Genomic DNA, 18,303 nt, shown 5'->3' on the forward strand with positions numbered 1-18,303 from the left:
ATAATAATTTAGAAAAGAAATAAAATATGATTACTTGGACAGAAGTTATTCGCTTCGCAACAAAAGGAAATCCGATACCAGATAAAAAAGTTGAAAAAACGGAAACAGAATGGAAAAATTTATTAACGGCAGAGCAATTTAGAATTACTAGATTAAAAGGTACAGAAAGACCAAATTCTGGTGATTTATGTAGCATTTTTGATGAAGGACAATACAATTGTACTTGCTGTAACACACCTTTATTTGACTCTACAATTAAATTTGATTCTAGTTCTGGTTGGCCAAGTTTTACACAACCCATTACAGAAAATGCCATTAAATACCACAAAGACACTTCTTTTGGTATGGTTAGAGTTGAAGTAATGTGTAATGTATGCGATGCTCATTTAGGACACGTTTTTCCTGATGGACCAGAGCCAAGTGGATTACGTTATTGTATTAATTCTGAATCTATGATTTTAGATAAAAAATAATGAGTAAAAATTTACAACTAGCAACTATTGGCGGCGGCTGTTTTTGGTGTACAGAAGCTGTATTTCAAGAAGTAAAAGGTATCGAAAAAGTAATTTCTGGTTATTCTGGTGGTAATGTTCCAGGAAAACCAACTTACAGAGAAATTTGCTCAGGATTAACTGGGCATGCAGAAGTTATTCAAATTACTTTTGATGCAAATATTATTTCTTATCAAGATATTTTAGTCATTTTTATGACCACACACGATCCTACAACCTTAAATAGACAAGGTGCAGATAGAGGAACCCAATATAGATCTGTCATTTATTATCATAATGAGCGTCAACATAAAATTGCAACCGAAGTTCTAAAACAAATGCAACCTTATTATGATGATAAAATTGTAACAGAAATTAGTCCGCTTTCTATTTTTTATGAAGCAGAAGAAGAGCATCAAAATTACTACAGAGAAAACTCTCAACAAGGGTATTGTAGTTTTGTAATTGCACCAAAATTGAATAAATTGAGAAAACTACACGCAGACAAACTAGCATGAATCTTAACATAAAAGATACTTTTACCACAGAAAACCCAGCCGATTCTAATGTAGAAAATACTAGAAGACAGGTTGAAGGTGCTGTGTTTTCTTACGTAAAACCTAAAAAAACAAGCGCACCGAAATTGCTACATGTTTCTGCAGAAATGGCTGAAGAATTAAATATTTCATCCAAAGAAACAAAATCAGATTTTTTTAAAGACATTGTTACTGGTAATCGAATTTACCCGAATACAACACCTTATGCCATGTGTTATGGCGGACATCAATTTGGTAATTGGGCAGGACAATTAGGAGACGGAAGAGCTATTAATTTATTTGAAATTGAACACAATAACAAAAACTGGAAAGTTCAATTAAAAGGCGCTGGCGAAACTCCGTATTCTAGAACTGCAGATGGTTTGGCCGTTTTACGTTCGTCTATTAGAGAGTATTTATGTGCCGAAGCTATGTTTCATTTAAACGTACCAACCACAAGATCTTTGTCTTTAAGTTTATCTGGCGATGCCGTTTTACGAGATGTTTTATATAATGGAAATCCTGCTTACGAAAAAGGGGCTATTGTTGCTAGAGTTGCTCCTTCTTTTTTACGTTTTGGTAATTTTGAAATTTTTACAGCAAGAAAAGATATCAAAAACTTAAAAAGTCTGGTTAATTATACCATCAAACATCATTTTGCTCACTTAGGGAAACCATCCAAAGAAACTTATATCAACTTTTTTAAAGAGGTTTCTGAGCGTACTTTAAAAATGATTATTGATTGGCAACGTGTGGGTTTTGTACACGGAGTGATGAATACAGACAATATGTCTATTTTGGGTTTAACCATAGATTACGGACCTTACGGATGGTTAGAAGGTTTTGATTTTGGTTGGACACCAAACACAACCGACAGACAACACAAACGTTACAGATACGGAAATCAGCCTAATATTGGTTTATGGAATTTGTATCAATTAGCAAATACTTTGTATCCAATAATTGAAGAAGTAGCACCGCTGAACAACATTTTAGAGCAATATAAAATTGACTTTGAAAAGCAATCTTTTACAATGATGAAAGAAAAGTTAGGTTTAATTATTTCTGATGAAGATGACGTAAAATTGATTCAAGAATTGGAAGAAAATTTACAGTTAGTAGAAACAGACATGACTATCTTTTTTAGACTTTTAAGTAATTTTTCTTCTAAAGAAACTGCTTTTAACTTGATAAAAAATGCCTTTTACAATTTAGAAAACATTTCTGATGATGTAAAAAATAGATGGAATAATTGGTTTAAAAAATATGACGATAGACTTAAAATAGAACGAATTTCATCCGAAGAAAGAAAAGAAAAAATGGATTTAGTAAATCCCAAATATGTTTTAAGAAACTATATGTCTCAAATGGCAATTGATGAGGCTGAAAAAGGAAATTACTCTTTAATTGATGAATTATTTAAACTCTTAAAAAAACCATATTCAGAACAACCAGAAAACGAAAAATGGTTTGCAAAAAGACCAGAATGGGCAAGAAACAAAGTAGGTTGCTCTATGTTATCTTGTAGTTCTTAAAAATAAAAAACACATGAAATTAGGCTTAGGAACCGCTGCTTTAGGCAGACCACAATACATTAATGTACGACTAGAAAACTGTGATAATTCTGATTTAAATGCTTTTAGAAACAAAAGTTTTGCAGTTTTAGAAGAGGCTTACAATTTAGGAATTCGTTATTTTGATACGGCTCCTGGTTATGGTTTGGCAGAAGAGTTATTGTTAGATTGGTTGCTAACAAAAGATGACAAAACCATTGAAGTTGCTACAAAATGGGGTTATACTTACACAGCCAATTTTAATCCAAATGCAACGGTTCATGAAATAAAAGAGCATAGTTTATCTAAGTTAAAAGAGCAATGGAATTTCTCTAAAAAACTACTACCTTACTTAAAAGTATATCAAATTCATTCTGCTACTTTAGAAACCGGTGTTTTAGAAAACACAGCCGTTTTAGAATATTTATCTTTTTTAAAAAAAGAACATCATTTAAAAATTGGGTTAACAACTACCGGTACTAATCAAGTTGAAGTGATTAAAAAAGCTTTAGATGTTTTAGTTGATGGTGAACAAGTTTTTGACTTATTTCAAGTAACTTATAATTTTTTAGATCAAAGTTTATCAGAAATTTCATCAGAATTAAACCTTCAAAACAAATCGATTGTTATTAAAGAAGCTTTGGCAAACGGAAGGATTTTTAGCAATAAAAAATATCCTCATTATAAAGAAATGTACACTTCTTTAGAAAAAATAGCAGCGCAACATAACGTTGGTGTAGATGCAATTTCTTTAAAATATTGTGAGCAAACCATAACAAATGCTAAAATTTTAAGCGGAGCGAGTACAACACATCAATTAAAAGAAAATTTAAAATTGAATGATTTTTTACTTTCTAATAATGAAATTGAAATTTTACACTCTTTTAAAGTTTCAAATGAAAACTATTGGTCTGAAAGAAAAAAATTAGAGTGGAATTAACCATCAAAAACGCTTTTACTTATAATATACTAAAAGATATATCCGTAAATTTTAGGCTAAAAACCCTCATGTTTTAGCAAACGAGTTAAAATATTATCAAATAAAGACAATTTAACTTGCTATTGCTAGTTAAATTTGCAATGCTAAAACTATTATAAACTGTGTCTAAAAAAAATAAAAACACAAAATATCGATTTTTAAGAAGGTTGCTAAGAGTCTTTTTAGGCTTTTTTGTGTTCATTTTATTAATTATTCTTTTTATTAGAAGTCCTTGGGGACAAAACATAATTGTAAACAAAGCTGTAAATTATGTTGCTAACAAAACCAATACAAAAATTTCTATAGATAAACTGTTTTTAACTTTTAAAGGCGGTTTACAATTAGACGGTTTGTATTTAGAAGACACTAAAGGAGATACTTTAATTTACTCTAAATCTTTAGAAGCCAACTTACCTCTTTGGGCAATGATTAATGGTGATGCTGTTGGAGTTGACAATTTAGAATGGAATGGTTTACGAGCAAATATTACAAGAGAAGATACCATAGCTAATTATAATTTTCAGTTTTTAATAGATGCTTTTGCAACAGAAGACACTACAGAAGTTGCCCAAGAAACAGAAACAAAACCTTTAAATATTGTTATTGAAAACCTTGATTTAAACAATATTAATATAGTTTTTAACGATAAAGTATTAGGAATTAACAGTCATTTTAAAATAGGAAATCTTACTGCCGATATGGACAAAATAGATTTGCAAAAAATGATTTTTAATGCTGATGAAATTTCTATTTCTGACACCGATGTAAAGCTCATTCAACAACCTGTAATTTCTACAAATACAGACACTACAGCATCTGTATTACCTATTTTATCTGCAGATGAAATTTCTTTAAAAAACGTAAAAGTATCTTATAAAAACCCTGTAGACAAATTAATAGCAGATGTAAATATTGATGAATTTTACATCGAAATTCCTAACATAGATTTATCGAAAAACAAAATCAATCTTAACACTTTACAGCTAAAAAACACTAATATTCTATTAAATACAGCTTCTAATAACACAATTACACCTAAAGAAACTTCTAACACAAATGAAGTTTTTATTTGGCCAGATTTTGAAGTAGCAATAGCAGATATTAATCTAGAAAACAATAAAATTCAATATTTTGTAAATGATGAAAAAGTAGTTGAAAATACTTTTAACCCAAATGCTATTGCATTAGAAAATTTAACATTAAAAGCATCTGACATTTACTTAAAAGACAAAAAAGCAGGATTGCAATTAGCTTCTTTTCAGTTTAAAGAACAAGCAGGCTTCAACTTAAGAGAATTTGCATTAAATGCAGCACTTAGTGATCAAAAGTTAGAAATTTCAGACATTAATATCCAGTTAAACGAAAACAAAGTTTCTGGTTTTGCTCAAGCAAATTACAGTTCTATTTCGCAATTAATTTCATCACCAGAAAAAACAAATCTTCAACTACAAATACCTTCTTTTAGTATTTGGCTAGAAACTCTTTTTAAATTTCAACCAACCTTAAAAGACAATGAATATCTAAATAAATTAAGTAAAAAAGATTTTACAGGTACATTAAATATTAATGGTTCTTTAGCCGAAATCAACGTTGCCAATACTGCAATAAATTGGGGAAATTACACCAAAGCGTCTTTAAACGGTATTTTTAAAAACATTACAAATACTGATAAATTATCACTTAACATTTCCGATTTTAAAGCTGAAACAAAACGAAGTGATCTTTTACAAATTTTAGATGAAAAAGCGTTAGGCATTCGTTTACCAAAAAACATTTTAATACAAAGTAAAGCCAACGGTTCTTTAAATAACATCTCTACAAGTACACAAATAAACACAACACAAGGTATTGCCAACATTAAGGTAGATTTTAAAAATCAAGAAAAAATAGACTACAAAACCACAGTTACAATTAATAAATATGATGTTGGTGCTCTTTTAATGAATCCTAACTTTGGTAAATTAAGTGTTAACTTAAATTCTTCTGGAAACGGTAAAAGTATTCAAGATTTAGACGCTCGTTTATCTACAAATATTTCAAAATTCGAATTACAAAATTACAGCATTACAGATTTAAATATCAATGGAAATATAAAGAACAGTAAAGGAAAAATTACTTCTGACTATAAAGACAAAAATCTAAATTTAGATTTAGATGCACTTGTAGATTTAGATTCTATAAACACAAAAGCTACCGTTAATTTAAACATAATTGGTGCAGATTTACAAGCACTTGGTTTAATGCAACGTAATGTAAAATCTGCAATGGATTTGTCTTTAGATTTTACAGGAAATCTAGAAAAATATACCGTAAAAAGTAATATAAAAAACGGAGTTGTTGTATACAACAATCAAACTTATTTACTGGGTTCTTTAGCTGCCAATGCATTTGTAGACAAAGATACAACTGCTGTTTCTATCAATAATAAAATGATTGATTTACAACTAGAATCTAACACAGATCCTCAAACATTTAGCACAGCTTTAGATCATCATATCTCTAATTATTTTTCTACAAGTAATACTATTACAGATTCTATTAAAAAACCTGTAAACTTAATTTTAAAAGCTCAAATTTCTCAAGCTCCACTTTTAAACGAAGTTTTTCTGGTTAATTTAAAAGATTTAGACACGATTAATATTGATGTTAATTTTAAAGAAAAAAAACAGAAATTAACAACCAATATTACTGCACCTTACATTAATTTTAGTGATAATAAATTAGACAGCTTATTCTTATCTATAAATACAGATAAAGAAGATTTTAATTTTAATTTAGGTTTTAAAAATATAACTGCAGGCCCTTTAAATGTACCAAAAACCATTATTACGGGTAACCAAAAAGACAACCAATTATCTCTTAATTTTTTAGGTTTTTATGATGGTGAAAAATTAATGAATGTAAATTCTGTAATCACAAAAAACAACAATTTATTACAATTTACAATAAAACAAGACAGCTTATTTTTAAACAATAATAGTTGGAAAATTCCTAAAACTAATGCTATTACTTATGCCGAAGAAGAAGCTAAATTATCATTTACAGATTTTAAAATAAGTCGTGGTAATCAATCCATAGAAATTACAGATAAAATTTCTGATGTTACAAAAAATCATGTTGCTTTAAATTATCAAAACTTTAAAATTGATGAAATTTTTAACTATCTAAGTCCAGAAAAAGAAATAGCCACAGGTGTTTTAAACGGTAATTTTATTTTAGAAGAACCTTTTGGAAACACTGGTATTATTGCTAATTTAGGCATTAATCAATTAAAAATTTTAAAAACAGATTTTGGTAAACTAAGTGTAAATGCCAAATCTTTAGAAAATGGTAATTATGATTTTAATGCTTCTTTAAAAGATGGCGATGTAGATTTAGATCTTAAAGGAGACTATTTAGCAGAAAACAACGATGCCAATTTAAATTTAGACCTGCTAATTAATACTTTTAAAATGGAAGCTCTAAACACTCTTTCTTTAGGAGAAATTAAAGAAACTTCGGGTAGTTTTTCTGGTCAATTTAAAATAACAGGGCAAACATCTGAACCAAAATATACCGGAAGTTTACAATTTAACAATGCGGTTTTTAATGTAGCCAAACTAAACACTAAATTTAAGTTACAAAATGAAACTTTAAATATTAATAATGCAGGTTTAAATATGCGTAACTTTACTGTTTTAGATGCAGCAAACAATTCGTTAATAATATCTGGTGATGTTAAAACTAAAAGTTTTATAAATCCTTCTTTTAATTTAGACATAAAAGCTACTAATTTTAGAGTCTTAAATGCAACAAAAAAAGACAACGAATCTCTTTATGGTAAAGTTACTTTTAATGCTGATGCAAAACTAACTGGAGATTTACAAATACCAAAATTAGACACAAAATTAATGGTAGGTTCAGACACAGATATTACCTACGTATTGCCTTCTACCTACTCTAATATAGAAGAAAGAGATGGCGTAGTTTCTTTTGTAAACAGAGATAACCCAAATGCTATTTTAACACAACAAAAAGAAGAAACTGCTACAATTACAGGTTTTGATATAAAAGCTCTTTTAAAAATTGATAAACAAGCTGCAGTAACTGTTATTATTGATGAAGAAACGGGTGATAACTTTAAAATTTCTGGTGATGGAGAATTTATCTTTACAATGATTCCGAATGGAGATTTATCTTTAACAGGAGCGTATGAAGTTTCTTCTGGTCAATATCAACTAAACTTATACAATGTTGTAGACAGAAAATTTGTTTTAGTTCCTGGTAGTCGTATTTCTTGGGTTGGCGATCCTTTTGATGCAAAATTAGACATCCGTACTTTATACACGTTAAAAACCTCTGCTCTAAGTTTAATGGCTTCTCAAATTTCTGGCGAAGATTCATCTGTACAAAACAAATACAAACAAGTATTACCTTTTAATGTGTATTTAAATATTGCTGGCGAATTATTACAACCAAAAATATCTTTTAATTTAGATATGCCAGAAGATGAACAAGGCGCAATTAGTGGTCAAGTTTATGAAAGAATACAAGAAGTTAATCAACAAGAAGATGAGTTAAATAAGCAAGTGTTTTCTTTATTGGTTTTAAATAGGTTTTATCCAGATTCTGGTAGCGATGGTAGTTCTGGTGGTTTTGCATCTATTGCAAGAGACAATTTAAATGATGCCGTTTCAGACCAATTAAACTCTTTTTCTGATAAAATTTTAGGTAGCTCTGGTGTTCAATTAGATTTTGGTTTAAATAGTTTTACAGATTACCAAGGAGATACACCAACAGAAAGAACACAATTAGATGTTGCTGCACAAAAAAAATTATTTAACGATCGGTTAACTGTAAGAGTTGGTAGCGAAATAGACATACAAGGAAGTAGCCAAACAGAAGAAGAATCGCCTTTAATAGGTAATGTAAGTTTAGAGTATAAAATTACAGAAGATGGCAGATACAGTTTAAAAGGATTTAGAAAAAGTGAATTTGAAAATGTAATTGACGGACAAACTATTGTAAGCGGAATTGCATTAATTTTCACTAAAGAATTTAATGAATTTCAGCAACTTTGGAACTCTATTTTACACTCTAAAAAAGAGAAAAAAAATGTAAAAAAAGAAGAGGATAAAATAAGTAAAGACAAAGAAAATTCTGAAAATAAAAGTAACTAAATGTTAAAAAGAACCTATACAAAATACAGCTTTTTTACAGTAATATTATTGCTTTTTTATGCTTGTGGTATAAAAAAATACATTCCAGAAAATAAACGTTTATATACTGGTGCAACTATAAAAATTGCGGCAGATTCTACAGTACAAAAAATAGACGAACTACAAACCGACTTATCATCTGTACTTAACAAACAACCCAACACAAGGTTTCTTGGTATGCATCTTGGTTTGTACTACTATTATAAAAATCAAAAAGAAAACACTAGTTTTTTAACCAAATGGATTTATAAAAAAATTGGACAAAAACCCGTTTATCAATCCGATATAAATGAATTAGAAAACAAAGCAATTTTAAGAAACAAACTAGAAAATTATGGCTTTTTCTACAGCACAATTAACTCTAATTTTATAGAAAACAAAAAAGAAGCTGCTATTGTGTACAACCTAAAAATTTTAGCTCCTTATAAAATAGCGACCTATAAAATAGACAGTATGGTTGCCCCTATTTATAATGATGTAAAGCAGTTAACCAAAACATCGATGATTAAAGAAGGTATGCGATTTGATTTAGGTACTTTAAAGTTAGAAAGGCAACGTTTAGATACAGAGTTGAAACAAAAAGGATATTATAATTTTAATTCCGACTTTCTTCTGTTTGAGGCCGATACAAATAAATACAACAATAAAAAGTTCGATTTATTTTTAAAATTAAAGGCAAATGTGCCTAAAAAATCAACAATTCCTTATAAAATTAAAAACATTAATATTTACCCAAATTACAACTTAAACGATTCTATAGAAGTAAAAAAGACTCGTTTTAAAGAAAAAACATATCACCAAGACACTGTCTTTTTTAATCCAAAATATTTAGATGATTTTATTACAATAAAAGAAGGAGATTTTTACAATCCATTAACCTCTAAAAACACTGCAAGAAGACTTTCTTCTATTGGTACTTATAAATTTGTAAACATCCAATACAATAAAAGTAAAGATTCTATTACAGATTCTATAGGAAGCTTAGATGCTAATATTTTTTTATCGCCATTAACCAAACGTGCAATACGTACAGAGATACAAGCAGTTACAAAATCTAACAATTTTGCGGGCCCAGCATTAGCAGTAACTTATAGTAATAGAAATTTATTTAAAGGAGGAGAAACACTAAATATTAGTACAAATATTGGTTACGAAACCCAAATAGCTAATGGTAGTACTTCTGGTTTAACAAGTTTAGAACTGGGTTTAAAAGGTGAAATTGTTTTTCCTAGAGTTATCACTCCTTTTTCCATTAATAAAGATTATTTTGATTATTCTATCCCTAAAACAAAAACAAGTTTAAGTGCTACTTATTTAAGTAGAAGCGATTTATACACACTTTTATCTGGTACAGCTATTTTTGGTTATTCTTGGAATGCTAATAAATATATTACTTACGAGTTTAACCCTATTTCTGTAAATTATTCTCGTTTGTCTAATACTACAGATGAATTTCAAGAAATTTTAGACAACAATTCTTATTTAGAAAGTAGTTTTGAACAGCAATTTATAAGCGGACTTACATTTTCTTTTATCTATAACGAAATGATAAACTCTGCTAAAAAACATCAGCTTTATTTACAAACTACCTTAGATATTGCAGGTAACTCTATTAGTTTATTTGATAAAAAAACCGATGAAACTAATAAATTTTTAGGCTTAGAATATGCACAATACGCTAAAGCAGATGTTGATTTTAGATATCATTATAATTTTGGTAATAAGAACCAACAAACAATTGCAACAAGACTTTTTGCTGGCTACGGATATGCTTATGGAAATTCTGATGTAATTCCGTTTGTTAAACAATATTACTCTGGTGGACCGTATAGTGTAAGAGCTTTTAATATTAGATCTTTAGGACCCGGAACTTATAATGATAGCAATACAGATGATGATAGTTCTTACTTTGACAAAACTGGTAATCTTCGTTTAGAAGCAAATTTAGAATACCGTTTTCCTATTTTTTCTTTTCTAAAAGGAGCTATTTTTGCAGATGCAGGAAACGTTTGGAATACTGTTGCAAATCCTGATTTTGATGGAGAAGATAAATTTTCATCTAATTTTATAAATGAATTAGGTATGGGTGCTGGTGTTGGTTTACGTGTAGATATTCAAAATTTTGTAATTCGTTTTGATTTGGCCGCTCCTTTTCATGACCCTGCTTTAGAAGAAGGCAGTCGTTGGGATTTTAGAGTAGATGAACCTATTTTTAATTTTGCTATTGGATATCCTTTTTAAGTTGATAATAAAAGTTTTATATTTAAACCTCACTTAATTTTTATTCATGATTTACAATTTTAAACAAATTATTAATCAATAAAAAAGTTTAAAAAATATATTGGTTATTAATGTTTTTTTAAGATGTTTATCAATCTTTAAAAGTATATTTTAAAATAGTTAATTTTGCAGTCATGAAATTATTCAAATCCCTAGTATTATTATTTTTCTCGTTTTTTATTTCTGCATGTGCTACTATTAAAATGCAAATTGCAGAAGATCAAAATTTAGAATTAAAAGAAAAAAACACTGCAATAGATCATTCTTTTTATTTAATTGGCGATGCTGGTAACTCTACATTAACAGAAGATTCTCCTGCCCTAAAATATTTAAGAAAACACATAAAAAATCAATCAGAAAATGCAACCTTACTTTTTTTGGGTGATAATGTTTATGAAACAGGTATTCCTAAGAAAAAATCTAAAAAATACCCTTTAGCAAAAAGAAGAATAGAAGCACAAACAGATGTTGCTAAAGAATTTAAAGGAAACTCTATTTTTATACCAGGTAATCATGATTGGTATCACGGTTTAGATGGCTTAAAAAGAGAAGAAAAATTGGTTGAAAATGCTTTAGGAAAATCATCTTTTTTACCTAACAACGGTTGCCCTTTAGAAAAAGTAGAAATCTCTAAAAACATAGATTTAATTATAGTAGATACACATTGGTATTTAACTAATTGGGACAAACACCCAACAATTAATGATGAATGTGAAATTAAAACTAGGTCTAAATTTTTTGATGAATTTGAAAGTTTAGTAAAAAAAGCAAGAGGAAAAACAACAATTATAGCAATGCATCATCCGATGTTTACTAATGGTTCTCACGGTGGAGAATACTCGTTTAAGAGCCACATGAATCCTTTACCTATTTTAGGAACCATAAAAAATGTAATTAGAGAAACATCTGGCTTATCAAACACAGATATTCAAAACAAAAAATACAACGAACTAAAAAAACGTATTGTAACTTTATCTCAAGAAAACGAAAAAACAATTTTTGTTTCTGGTCACGACCATAATTTACAATATCTTGTACAAGATAATTTGCCTCAAATTATAAGCGGTTCTGGCTCTAAAACAACTCCTACAAGATTATCTAAAGATGCAAAATTTACATACGAAACTCAAGGATTTGCTAAATTAGACATATACAAAGACGGTTCATCTAGAGTTAATTTTTACAGTGTTAAAGATGATGGAATTGTATATACAACAGATGTTTTACCTGCTGATGTAAATAAAGTATTTAACAACTTTGCTGTAAACAACGTAGCTTATAAAAAAGCCTCTATTTATACAAAAGAAGAGGTTACAAAAGGAAAATCTTATCGTTTTTTTTGGGGAGATCGTTATAGAAAATACTTTGGTACAGAAATTAAAGCACCAACTGTTAGTTTAGATACGCTTTTTGGCGGTTTAGAACCTATAAGAAAAGGTGGCGGACATCAATCTAAATCTTTACGTTTAAAAGACTACAAAGGTAGAGAATATGTAATGCGTGCGCTACGTAAAAATGCTACTCAATATTTACAAGCGGTTGCTTTTAAAGACCAATATATAGAAGGTCAATTTAATAACACCAAAACAGAAGATCTTTTGTCTGATGTTTTTACAGGCTCTCATCCTTATGCTCCTTTTACCATTGGTAAATTATCTGATGCTATTAATATTTATCACTCTAATCCTATATTATACTATGTGCCTAAACAAAATAGTTTGGGCTCTTTTAATGACAGTTTTGGAGACGAATTGTATATGATAGAAGAACGTGCTGCTTCTGGCCACGGAGATAAAGCTAGTTTTGGTTTTTCTAATGAAATAATTAGTACAGACGATTTATTAAAGAATCTAAACAAAAATAAAAATCATGTTTTAGATGAAGCTACGTACATAAGAGCGCGTTTGTTTGATATGTTAATTGGAGATTGGGATAGACACGAAGACCAATGGAGATGGGCCGTTTTTAAGAATAAAAAACAAACTATTTACAGACCAGTTCCTAGAGACAGAGACCAAGCTTTTTCTATTTTTGGTGATGGTTTTTTGTTAAATATTGCCACTCAACTTATTCCTGATTTACGATTAATGCGCTCGTATTCTACAGAATTAAAAAGCCCTAAATGGTTTAACCTAGAACCTTATCCTTTAGATATGTTTTTAATTTCTAAATCAGACAAAACTATTTGGGATCAACAGGTTAAAACCATTCAAAACAATATTACAGATAATGTAATAGAAGATGCTTTTTCATTTTTTCCTGATGAAGTAAATGATGAAACAATATCAGAAATCAAAAGAAAATTAAACGGAAGAAAGAAAAATTTACAAAAAATTTCTGATGCCTACTTTAAACAGATCAACAAAATTCAAGTTATTACAGGTACCAATAAAGATGATTGGTTTGATATTGAAAGGTTAAAGAATGGGCAAACTAAAATTACTGCTTATTCTATTAAAAAAGGTGAAAAAAATATTGTTTTTCACGAACGTGTTTACAACGAATCCGACAGTGAAGAAATTTGGATTTATGGTTTAGATGATGATGATATTTTTGTTGTAAAAGGTGATGAAGACAGTGCAATTAAACTAAGAATTATTGGAGGTCAAAACAACGATACTTTTAATATTAAAAACGGAAAAAGAGTTAAGGTCTACGATTATAAATCTAAAAAAAATACATTTGTAACCAACAAAGGCTTAAAGAAGCTTACAGATGATTATGAAACCAATATTTACGATTATAAGAAAATTAAATATAATCAGTTTTTATTAACACCTACAATAGGTTTTAACCCAGATGATGGTGTTAAAACAGGTATTTCTAACACATATACCGCTTATGGTTTCGAAAGAAATCCTTTTACTTATCAACATACTTTAAACGCTGCTTACTTTTTTGCTACAGGCGGGTTTGAGCTTAATTACGCTAGCGAATTTGCAAATGTTTTTAAAAGCTGGAATTTAGGAGTTGATGCAACATTTACGAGTCCTAATTTTTCTATAAATTATTTTGGTTTAGGTAATAACTCTGTAAACCCTGCTGCTAACGATTATAAAGAAGAGGATTATAATAGAGTAAAATTAAAAAAATTATTTGCAGGTACTTTTATACATTGGCAAGGAGATTTAGGTGGAAAAATTAAAATTGGTGCTAAATTTCAGAATATAAAAGCAGAAAACACTTTAAATCGTTTTTTAGGTACTCAGTTTTTAGAAAATGATGCTGTTTTTAAAAATCAAAATTTTGTAAACACAGAAGCTAGTTATTATTTCGAAAATTCTGACAACGCTATATTTCCTACTAAAGGGATGAAAACATCTCTTATTTTAGGATATACATCAAACTTAGAAAACAAAAACAATTTTGGTTATTTTATACCTTCTATTTCTTTTGATCATAAATTAATACCAAACGGAAAATTAGTATTAGCTACAAAACTAAAAGGTAGACTTACTTTTAACGATGGCTATGAGTTTTATCAAGCTGCTACTATTGGCGGAAACGATGGTCTTAGAGGTTATAGAAATCAAAGATTTACAGATAAAAACTCTTTTTATCAAACATCAGACATTCGTCTAAATTTAACACGATTTAAAACTAGTTTTACGCCATTAAACATTGGTGTTTATGGTGGTTTTGATTATGGTAAAGTTTGGGGACAAGAAAATATAACCATTACACCTAATAAAATTACAAAAGACTGGAACACTTCTTACGGAGGTGGTGTATTTTTTACTGCAGCAAATTTAGTTGCTGGTAACATTGCGGCTTTTAATAGCTTAGATGGATTACGAATTTCATTTCAATTAGGTTTCGATTTTTAAGACAATAAAACATGGATAAATTAGCATTAATAACTGGTGCATCTTTTGGTTTAACAGCCGTAATTTTAGGTGCTTTTGGCGCTCATTTACTTAAAAAAAAATTAACTACAGAGCAATTACAAAGTTTTGAAACTGGTGTAAAGTATCAAATGTATCATGCAATTGTTCTATTAATTTTAGGTTTTCAACTAAATAAAGAAACAACTATAGACAACTATATTGTTTATTCTTTTATAACGGGAGTTATTCTATTTTCTTTTTCTATTTATGGATTAGTAATCTCTGCCGCCAACAATAAAAAAATAAGAATTTTAGGTCCGGTTACTCCTCTTGGTGGTTTATTTTTAATTATAGGTTGGGCTCTCTTACTTTATAAGTTTCTAATCTTATAAATAAAAAAATCCTTAGAAAAATCTAAGGATTTAATTAATGTTTTATAAGTTTTATTTAGTTCTAAAAATAACTTTTTCTTTTAAAACTTATATGCTATGAACAAATTGAGAGAACTAAAATTTATTTATAAAACAACTTTTTCTTTTTCATTATATGAATAATTGCTAATTCTTACTTACAAGAAATGGCTATTTATTTAAATAATTAAGAAACAAATATGCATTAAAATACTTAGCTTTTTAAAAAAATATTCTTAAACAGCTTTTTTATGTTCTAAAAATCGTTTTTGTTATTATTATATTTTTAATTCATAGAAATTGCCACCAACATTATGTGCTTTTTCATCAGTAATTAAAAGTGTATTTTCATCTTTAAAAGTAATCGCTTCTTTTTGAGAATAAGAATCTAAAGTAACTTTAACCATTTTACCAGAAAGGAAATCATCATTTTTAAAATCCGTAAAAATTAAAACTGCTTCTGGTGATAATAAAGCTACTTTTTTGCCGCTTGGCGAAATATCTGCAGATGTTATCCAACAATTAGCATCATTACAATTATTAAATTCTGATACAAACTCTGCTTTGTGTTTTTTACCCTCTTTTGCTGGTATTTTATACAAAGATGTTTTTCCGTACTTACCTTCTACTCTACTTTTAGTAAAGATATAGAATGAATTTTTGTAGTAAAAAAAAGATTCTGAATCAAAAAACAGCTTTTTCTTTTTTGGTGGAAAATCGTCTTGATTTGGATAATAAAATTTAATCTTTTTTACATCTATCTTTTTAGAACTTGATAAATGCTTTTTCTTAATTTTTAAAATTGCAAGATTTTTTCTTTTATTCTCATTATTTCCAAAATCTCCTATGTAAACATTTCCATTTTCATCAGACGTTAAATCTTCCCAATCGTTATTTTTAGATTTTATAGAGAGTTCTTTAACAATTTTTCCTTTGTTAGAAACACCATATATTTCAGCTTTATTTCCTCCATCATTTAGCATCCAAACTAAATTAGAGTCAGCAACTACTTCTGTACCCGAAACCTCTTCTAATTCTTTTGGTAAATCTGAAATTAACTTTAATCTCCCTATATCACTACAACTAAGAGAGAAAAATAATAATAAAAATAAGCTATTTTTTTTCATCTATATGTTTTTTTACCAGCCACCAGAAGCGCCTCCGCCTCCGCCCATTCCGCCGCCAAAGCCACCGCCAAAACCGCCTCCGAAACTTCCTCCACCAGAAGAACCTCCGAAACCACCAAAACTTCCACCGCTACCTCTACCTGCGTTACTTAAAATAATAGCTTCTAAAATACTACCTGCAACAGAACTTCTTCTACGACCTCTTCCGCCACTATTATTTTTATTTCCTCTAGAAATTATAATAAAAATAATGACGATTATAATAATAAAAATTATCTTGTTAAAATTAAAACTGTCTGATTCTTGTTCTCTACTTCCTTTAAATTCTCCGTTTAAAGTTCTAAAAATATAGTCAGATCCTTTGTTTAAACCACTATAATAATCTCCTTTTTTAAACTCAGGAATAATAACTCTATCTATAATTCTTTTTGACTGAAAATCTGTAAGCAAATGCTCTACACCATAACCTGTACTAATTGCTATTTTTCTATCATTTTCTGCTAAAAGAACAAGCACACCATTATCTTCTTTTGCAGTTCCTAAACCCCACTTTGTTAACCATTGTGCTGCCAAGTAACTAATATTTTCACCTTCGGTAGATGAAATAATTGCAACAACAATTTGTGTAGAAGTTGTATCTGAATAGCGAATTAGTTTGTTTTCTAAACTTGTTTTTTGAGTTGGCGTTAACAAACTTGTATAATCATACACACTTGTTTGTAAATTTGGTTTTTCTGGTATTTTATAACCTTGCGAAAAAAAACTTAAAGAAAATAAGAAGACAACTAGCGTTAGTATCTTTTTAGTAAATGTAAAAAACTGTAACCTAAAAACTTCTTTTATCATCCTTTTGATATCTCATTAGATAGTTCATCTTCATCATCAATCTGCCAAGGAAAATGTTCTTTTAACTCTTCTCCTGCTTTTAATATTCCGTCTACAATACCTTGTTTAAAATTCCCTTTTTTAAAGTGATTTTGTATAACATCTTTAGTAGTATCCCAAAAATCATCAGAAACAACGTTGTTAATTCCTTTATCACCATAGATAACAAATTTTTTATCTTTAACAGCAACATAAATTAACACACCATTTCTATCTTTAGTTTCATCCATTTTTAGCAAATAAAATACTTCTAAAGAACGTTCGTAATGATTCTTCTCTGTAGAAGCTTCTATATGAACACGTATTTCACCAGAAGTATTTTTCTCTGCAATTTTAATAGCAGAAATAATTTCTTGTTCTTCTTCTTGTGTAAGAAATGCTTCTACTTTAGACATTTTTACTCTTTTTTGCTGTTAAAATCAAAATCTACATCTGGTGCATTTTCAGAACCAGCATTCGCTTTGTAACGATCCATTTCATCAAAATTAAAAATACCTGCTAATAAAGAACCAGGAAAAACTTTAATGTGTTTGTTATAGTTATTTACACCCTCGTTAAAACGATCTCTTGCCACATTAATTCTGTTTTCTGTACCTTCTAATTGGCTTTGTAATTCTAAAAAGTTTTGATTTGCTTTTAAATCTGGATAACGTTCTACAGAAACCAATAATTTAGATAAGGCACCTGTTAAACCAGATTGTGCTTGTTGAAATTGTGCCATATTTTCTGGCGTTAAATCTCCTGCATCAATATTTACAGAAGTTGCTTTAGCTCTTGCATTAATAACTTCTGTTAATGTTTCTTTTTCAAAATCTGCTGCTCCTTGTACTGTTTTTACCAAGTTACCAATTAAATCGTTTCTACGTTGGTAAGCACTTTCTACATTAGACCAAGTTGTTTTTGCATCTTCTTGTAAAACTACAGCTTCGTTATTAAAATTTTTAGCCCAATTATAAAGTCCGAAAACAACAACAAGGATTACTATTACAGGAATTAACCATTTTTTCATAATTTCTA

The 18,303-nt window shown here is 28.9% G+C and carries 12 protein-coding genes; 8 read left to right on the top strand and 4 right to left on the bottom strand.

Going from position 1 to position 18,303, the window contains the following annotated elements:
• Nucleotides 1-26 precede the first annotated feature (26 nt).
• The 8 genes from msrB to KI686_RS14020 all read left to right on the top strand — a co-directional run bounded on the left by msrB (nt 27) and on the right by KI686_RS14020 (nt 15,256).
• Complete coding sequence (gene msrB, locus KI686_RS13985) at nt 27-473, top strand: peptide-methionine (R)-S-oxide reductase MsrB (protein ID WP_237589946.1); 447 nt, start codon at nt 27-29, stop codon at nt 471-473.
• A complete protein-coding gene (gene msrA / locus KI686_RS13990; RefSeq protein WP_237589947.1) occupies nt 473-1,009 on the top strand; it encodes a peptide-methionine (S)-S-oxide reductase MsrA in 537 nt (178 codons plus the stop codon). The genes msrB and msrA overlap by 1 nt, the downstream gene beginning before the upstream one ends.
• The gene (locus tag KI686_RS13995) at nt 1,006-2,562 is read left to right on the top strand and encodes a protein adenylyltransferase SelO (RefSeq protein ID WP_237589948.1); all 1,557 of its coding nucleotides are present in this window, start codon (nt 1,006-1,008) and stop codon (nt 2,560-2,562) included. The genes msrA and KI686_RS13995 overlap by 4 nt, the downstream gene beginning before the upstream one ends.
• A 13-nt stretch (nt 2,563-2,575) precedes the next feature.
• Nucleotides 2,576-3,520, top strand: a complete 945-nt coding sequence (locus tag KI686_RS14000; protein ID WP_237589949.1) for an aldo/keto reductase — start codon at nt 2,576-2,578, stop codon at nt 3,518-3,520.
• 161 nt (nt 3,521-3,681) lie between these two features.
• A complete protein-coding gene (locus KI686_RS14005; protein WP_237589950.1) occupies nt 3,682-8,718 on the top strand; it encodes a translocation/assembly module TamB domain-containing protein in 5,037 nt (1,678 codons plus the stop codon).
• Entirely contained in the window at nt 8,719-10,998 is a 2,280-nt protein-coding gene (gene tamL / locus KI686_RS14010; RefSeq protein ID WP_237589951.1) for a translocation and assembly module lipoprotein TamL, read from the top strand.
• Between the two features lie 173 nt (nt 10,999-11,171).
• Nucleotides 11,172-14,864: a metallophosphoesterase gene (locus KI686_RS14015; RefSeq protein ID WP_237589952.1), complete on the top strand. Its 3,693-nt coding sequence runs from the start codon at nt 11,172-11,174 to the stop codon at nt 14,862-14,864.
• A gap of 11 nt (nt 14,865-14,875) precedes the next feature.
• Entirely contained in the window at nt 14,876-15,256 is a 381-nt protein-coding gene (locus tag KI686_RS14020; protein ID WP_237589953.1) for a DUF423 domain-containing protein, read from the top strand.
• A 296-nt stretch (nt 15,257-15,552) separates the two neighbouring features.
• Here KI686_RS14020 and KI686_RS14025 read toward each other — a convergent pair whose 3' ends face one another.
• The 4 genes from KI686_RS14025 to KI686_RS14040 are packed head-to-tail and all read right to left on the bottom strand — an operon-like array spanning nt 15,553 to nt 18,295.
• Nucleotides 15,553-16,401 carry a hypothetical protein gene (locus tag KI686_RS14025; protein WP_237589954.1) on the bottom strand — a complete coding sequence of 283 codons (849 nt, stop codon included), beginning with the start codon at nt 16,399-16,401 and terminating at the stop codon, nt 15,553-15,555.
• Nucleotides 16,402-16,413: 12 nt separating this feature from the next.
• A complete protein-coding gene (locus tag KI686_RS14030; RefSeq protein ID WP_237589955.1) occupies nt 16,414-17,247 on the bottom strand; it encodes a TPM domain-containing protein in 834 nt (277 codons plus the stop codon).
• Nucleotides 17,244-17,681, bottom strand: a complete 438-nt coding sequence (locus tag KI686_RS14035) for a TPM domain-containing protein (RefSeq protein WP_237589956.1) — start codon at nt 17,679-17,681, stop codon at nt 17,244-17,246. Before KI686_RS14035 ends, KI686_RS14030 begins: the two co-directional genes overlap by 4 nt.
• Nucleotides 17,682-17,683: 2 nt before the next feature.
• Nucleotides 17,684-18,295: a LemA family protein gene (locus KI686_RS14040; RefSeq protein WP_237589957.1), complete on the bottom strand. Its 612-nt coding sequence runs from the start codon at nt 18,293-18,295 to the stop codon at nt 17,684-17,686.
• Between the last annotated feature and the right edge of the window lie 8 nt (nt 18,296-18,303).

It is taken from the genome of Polaribacter sargassicola (genome assembly GCF_021991835.1).
Taxonomy (GTDB): Bacteria; Bacteroidota; Bacteroidia; order Flavobacteriales; family Flavobacteriaceae; genus Polaribacter; species Polaribacter sargassicola.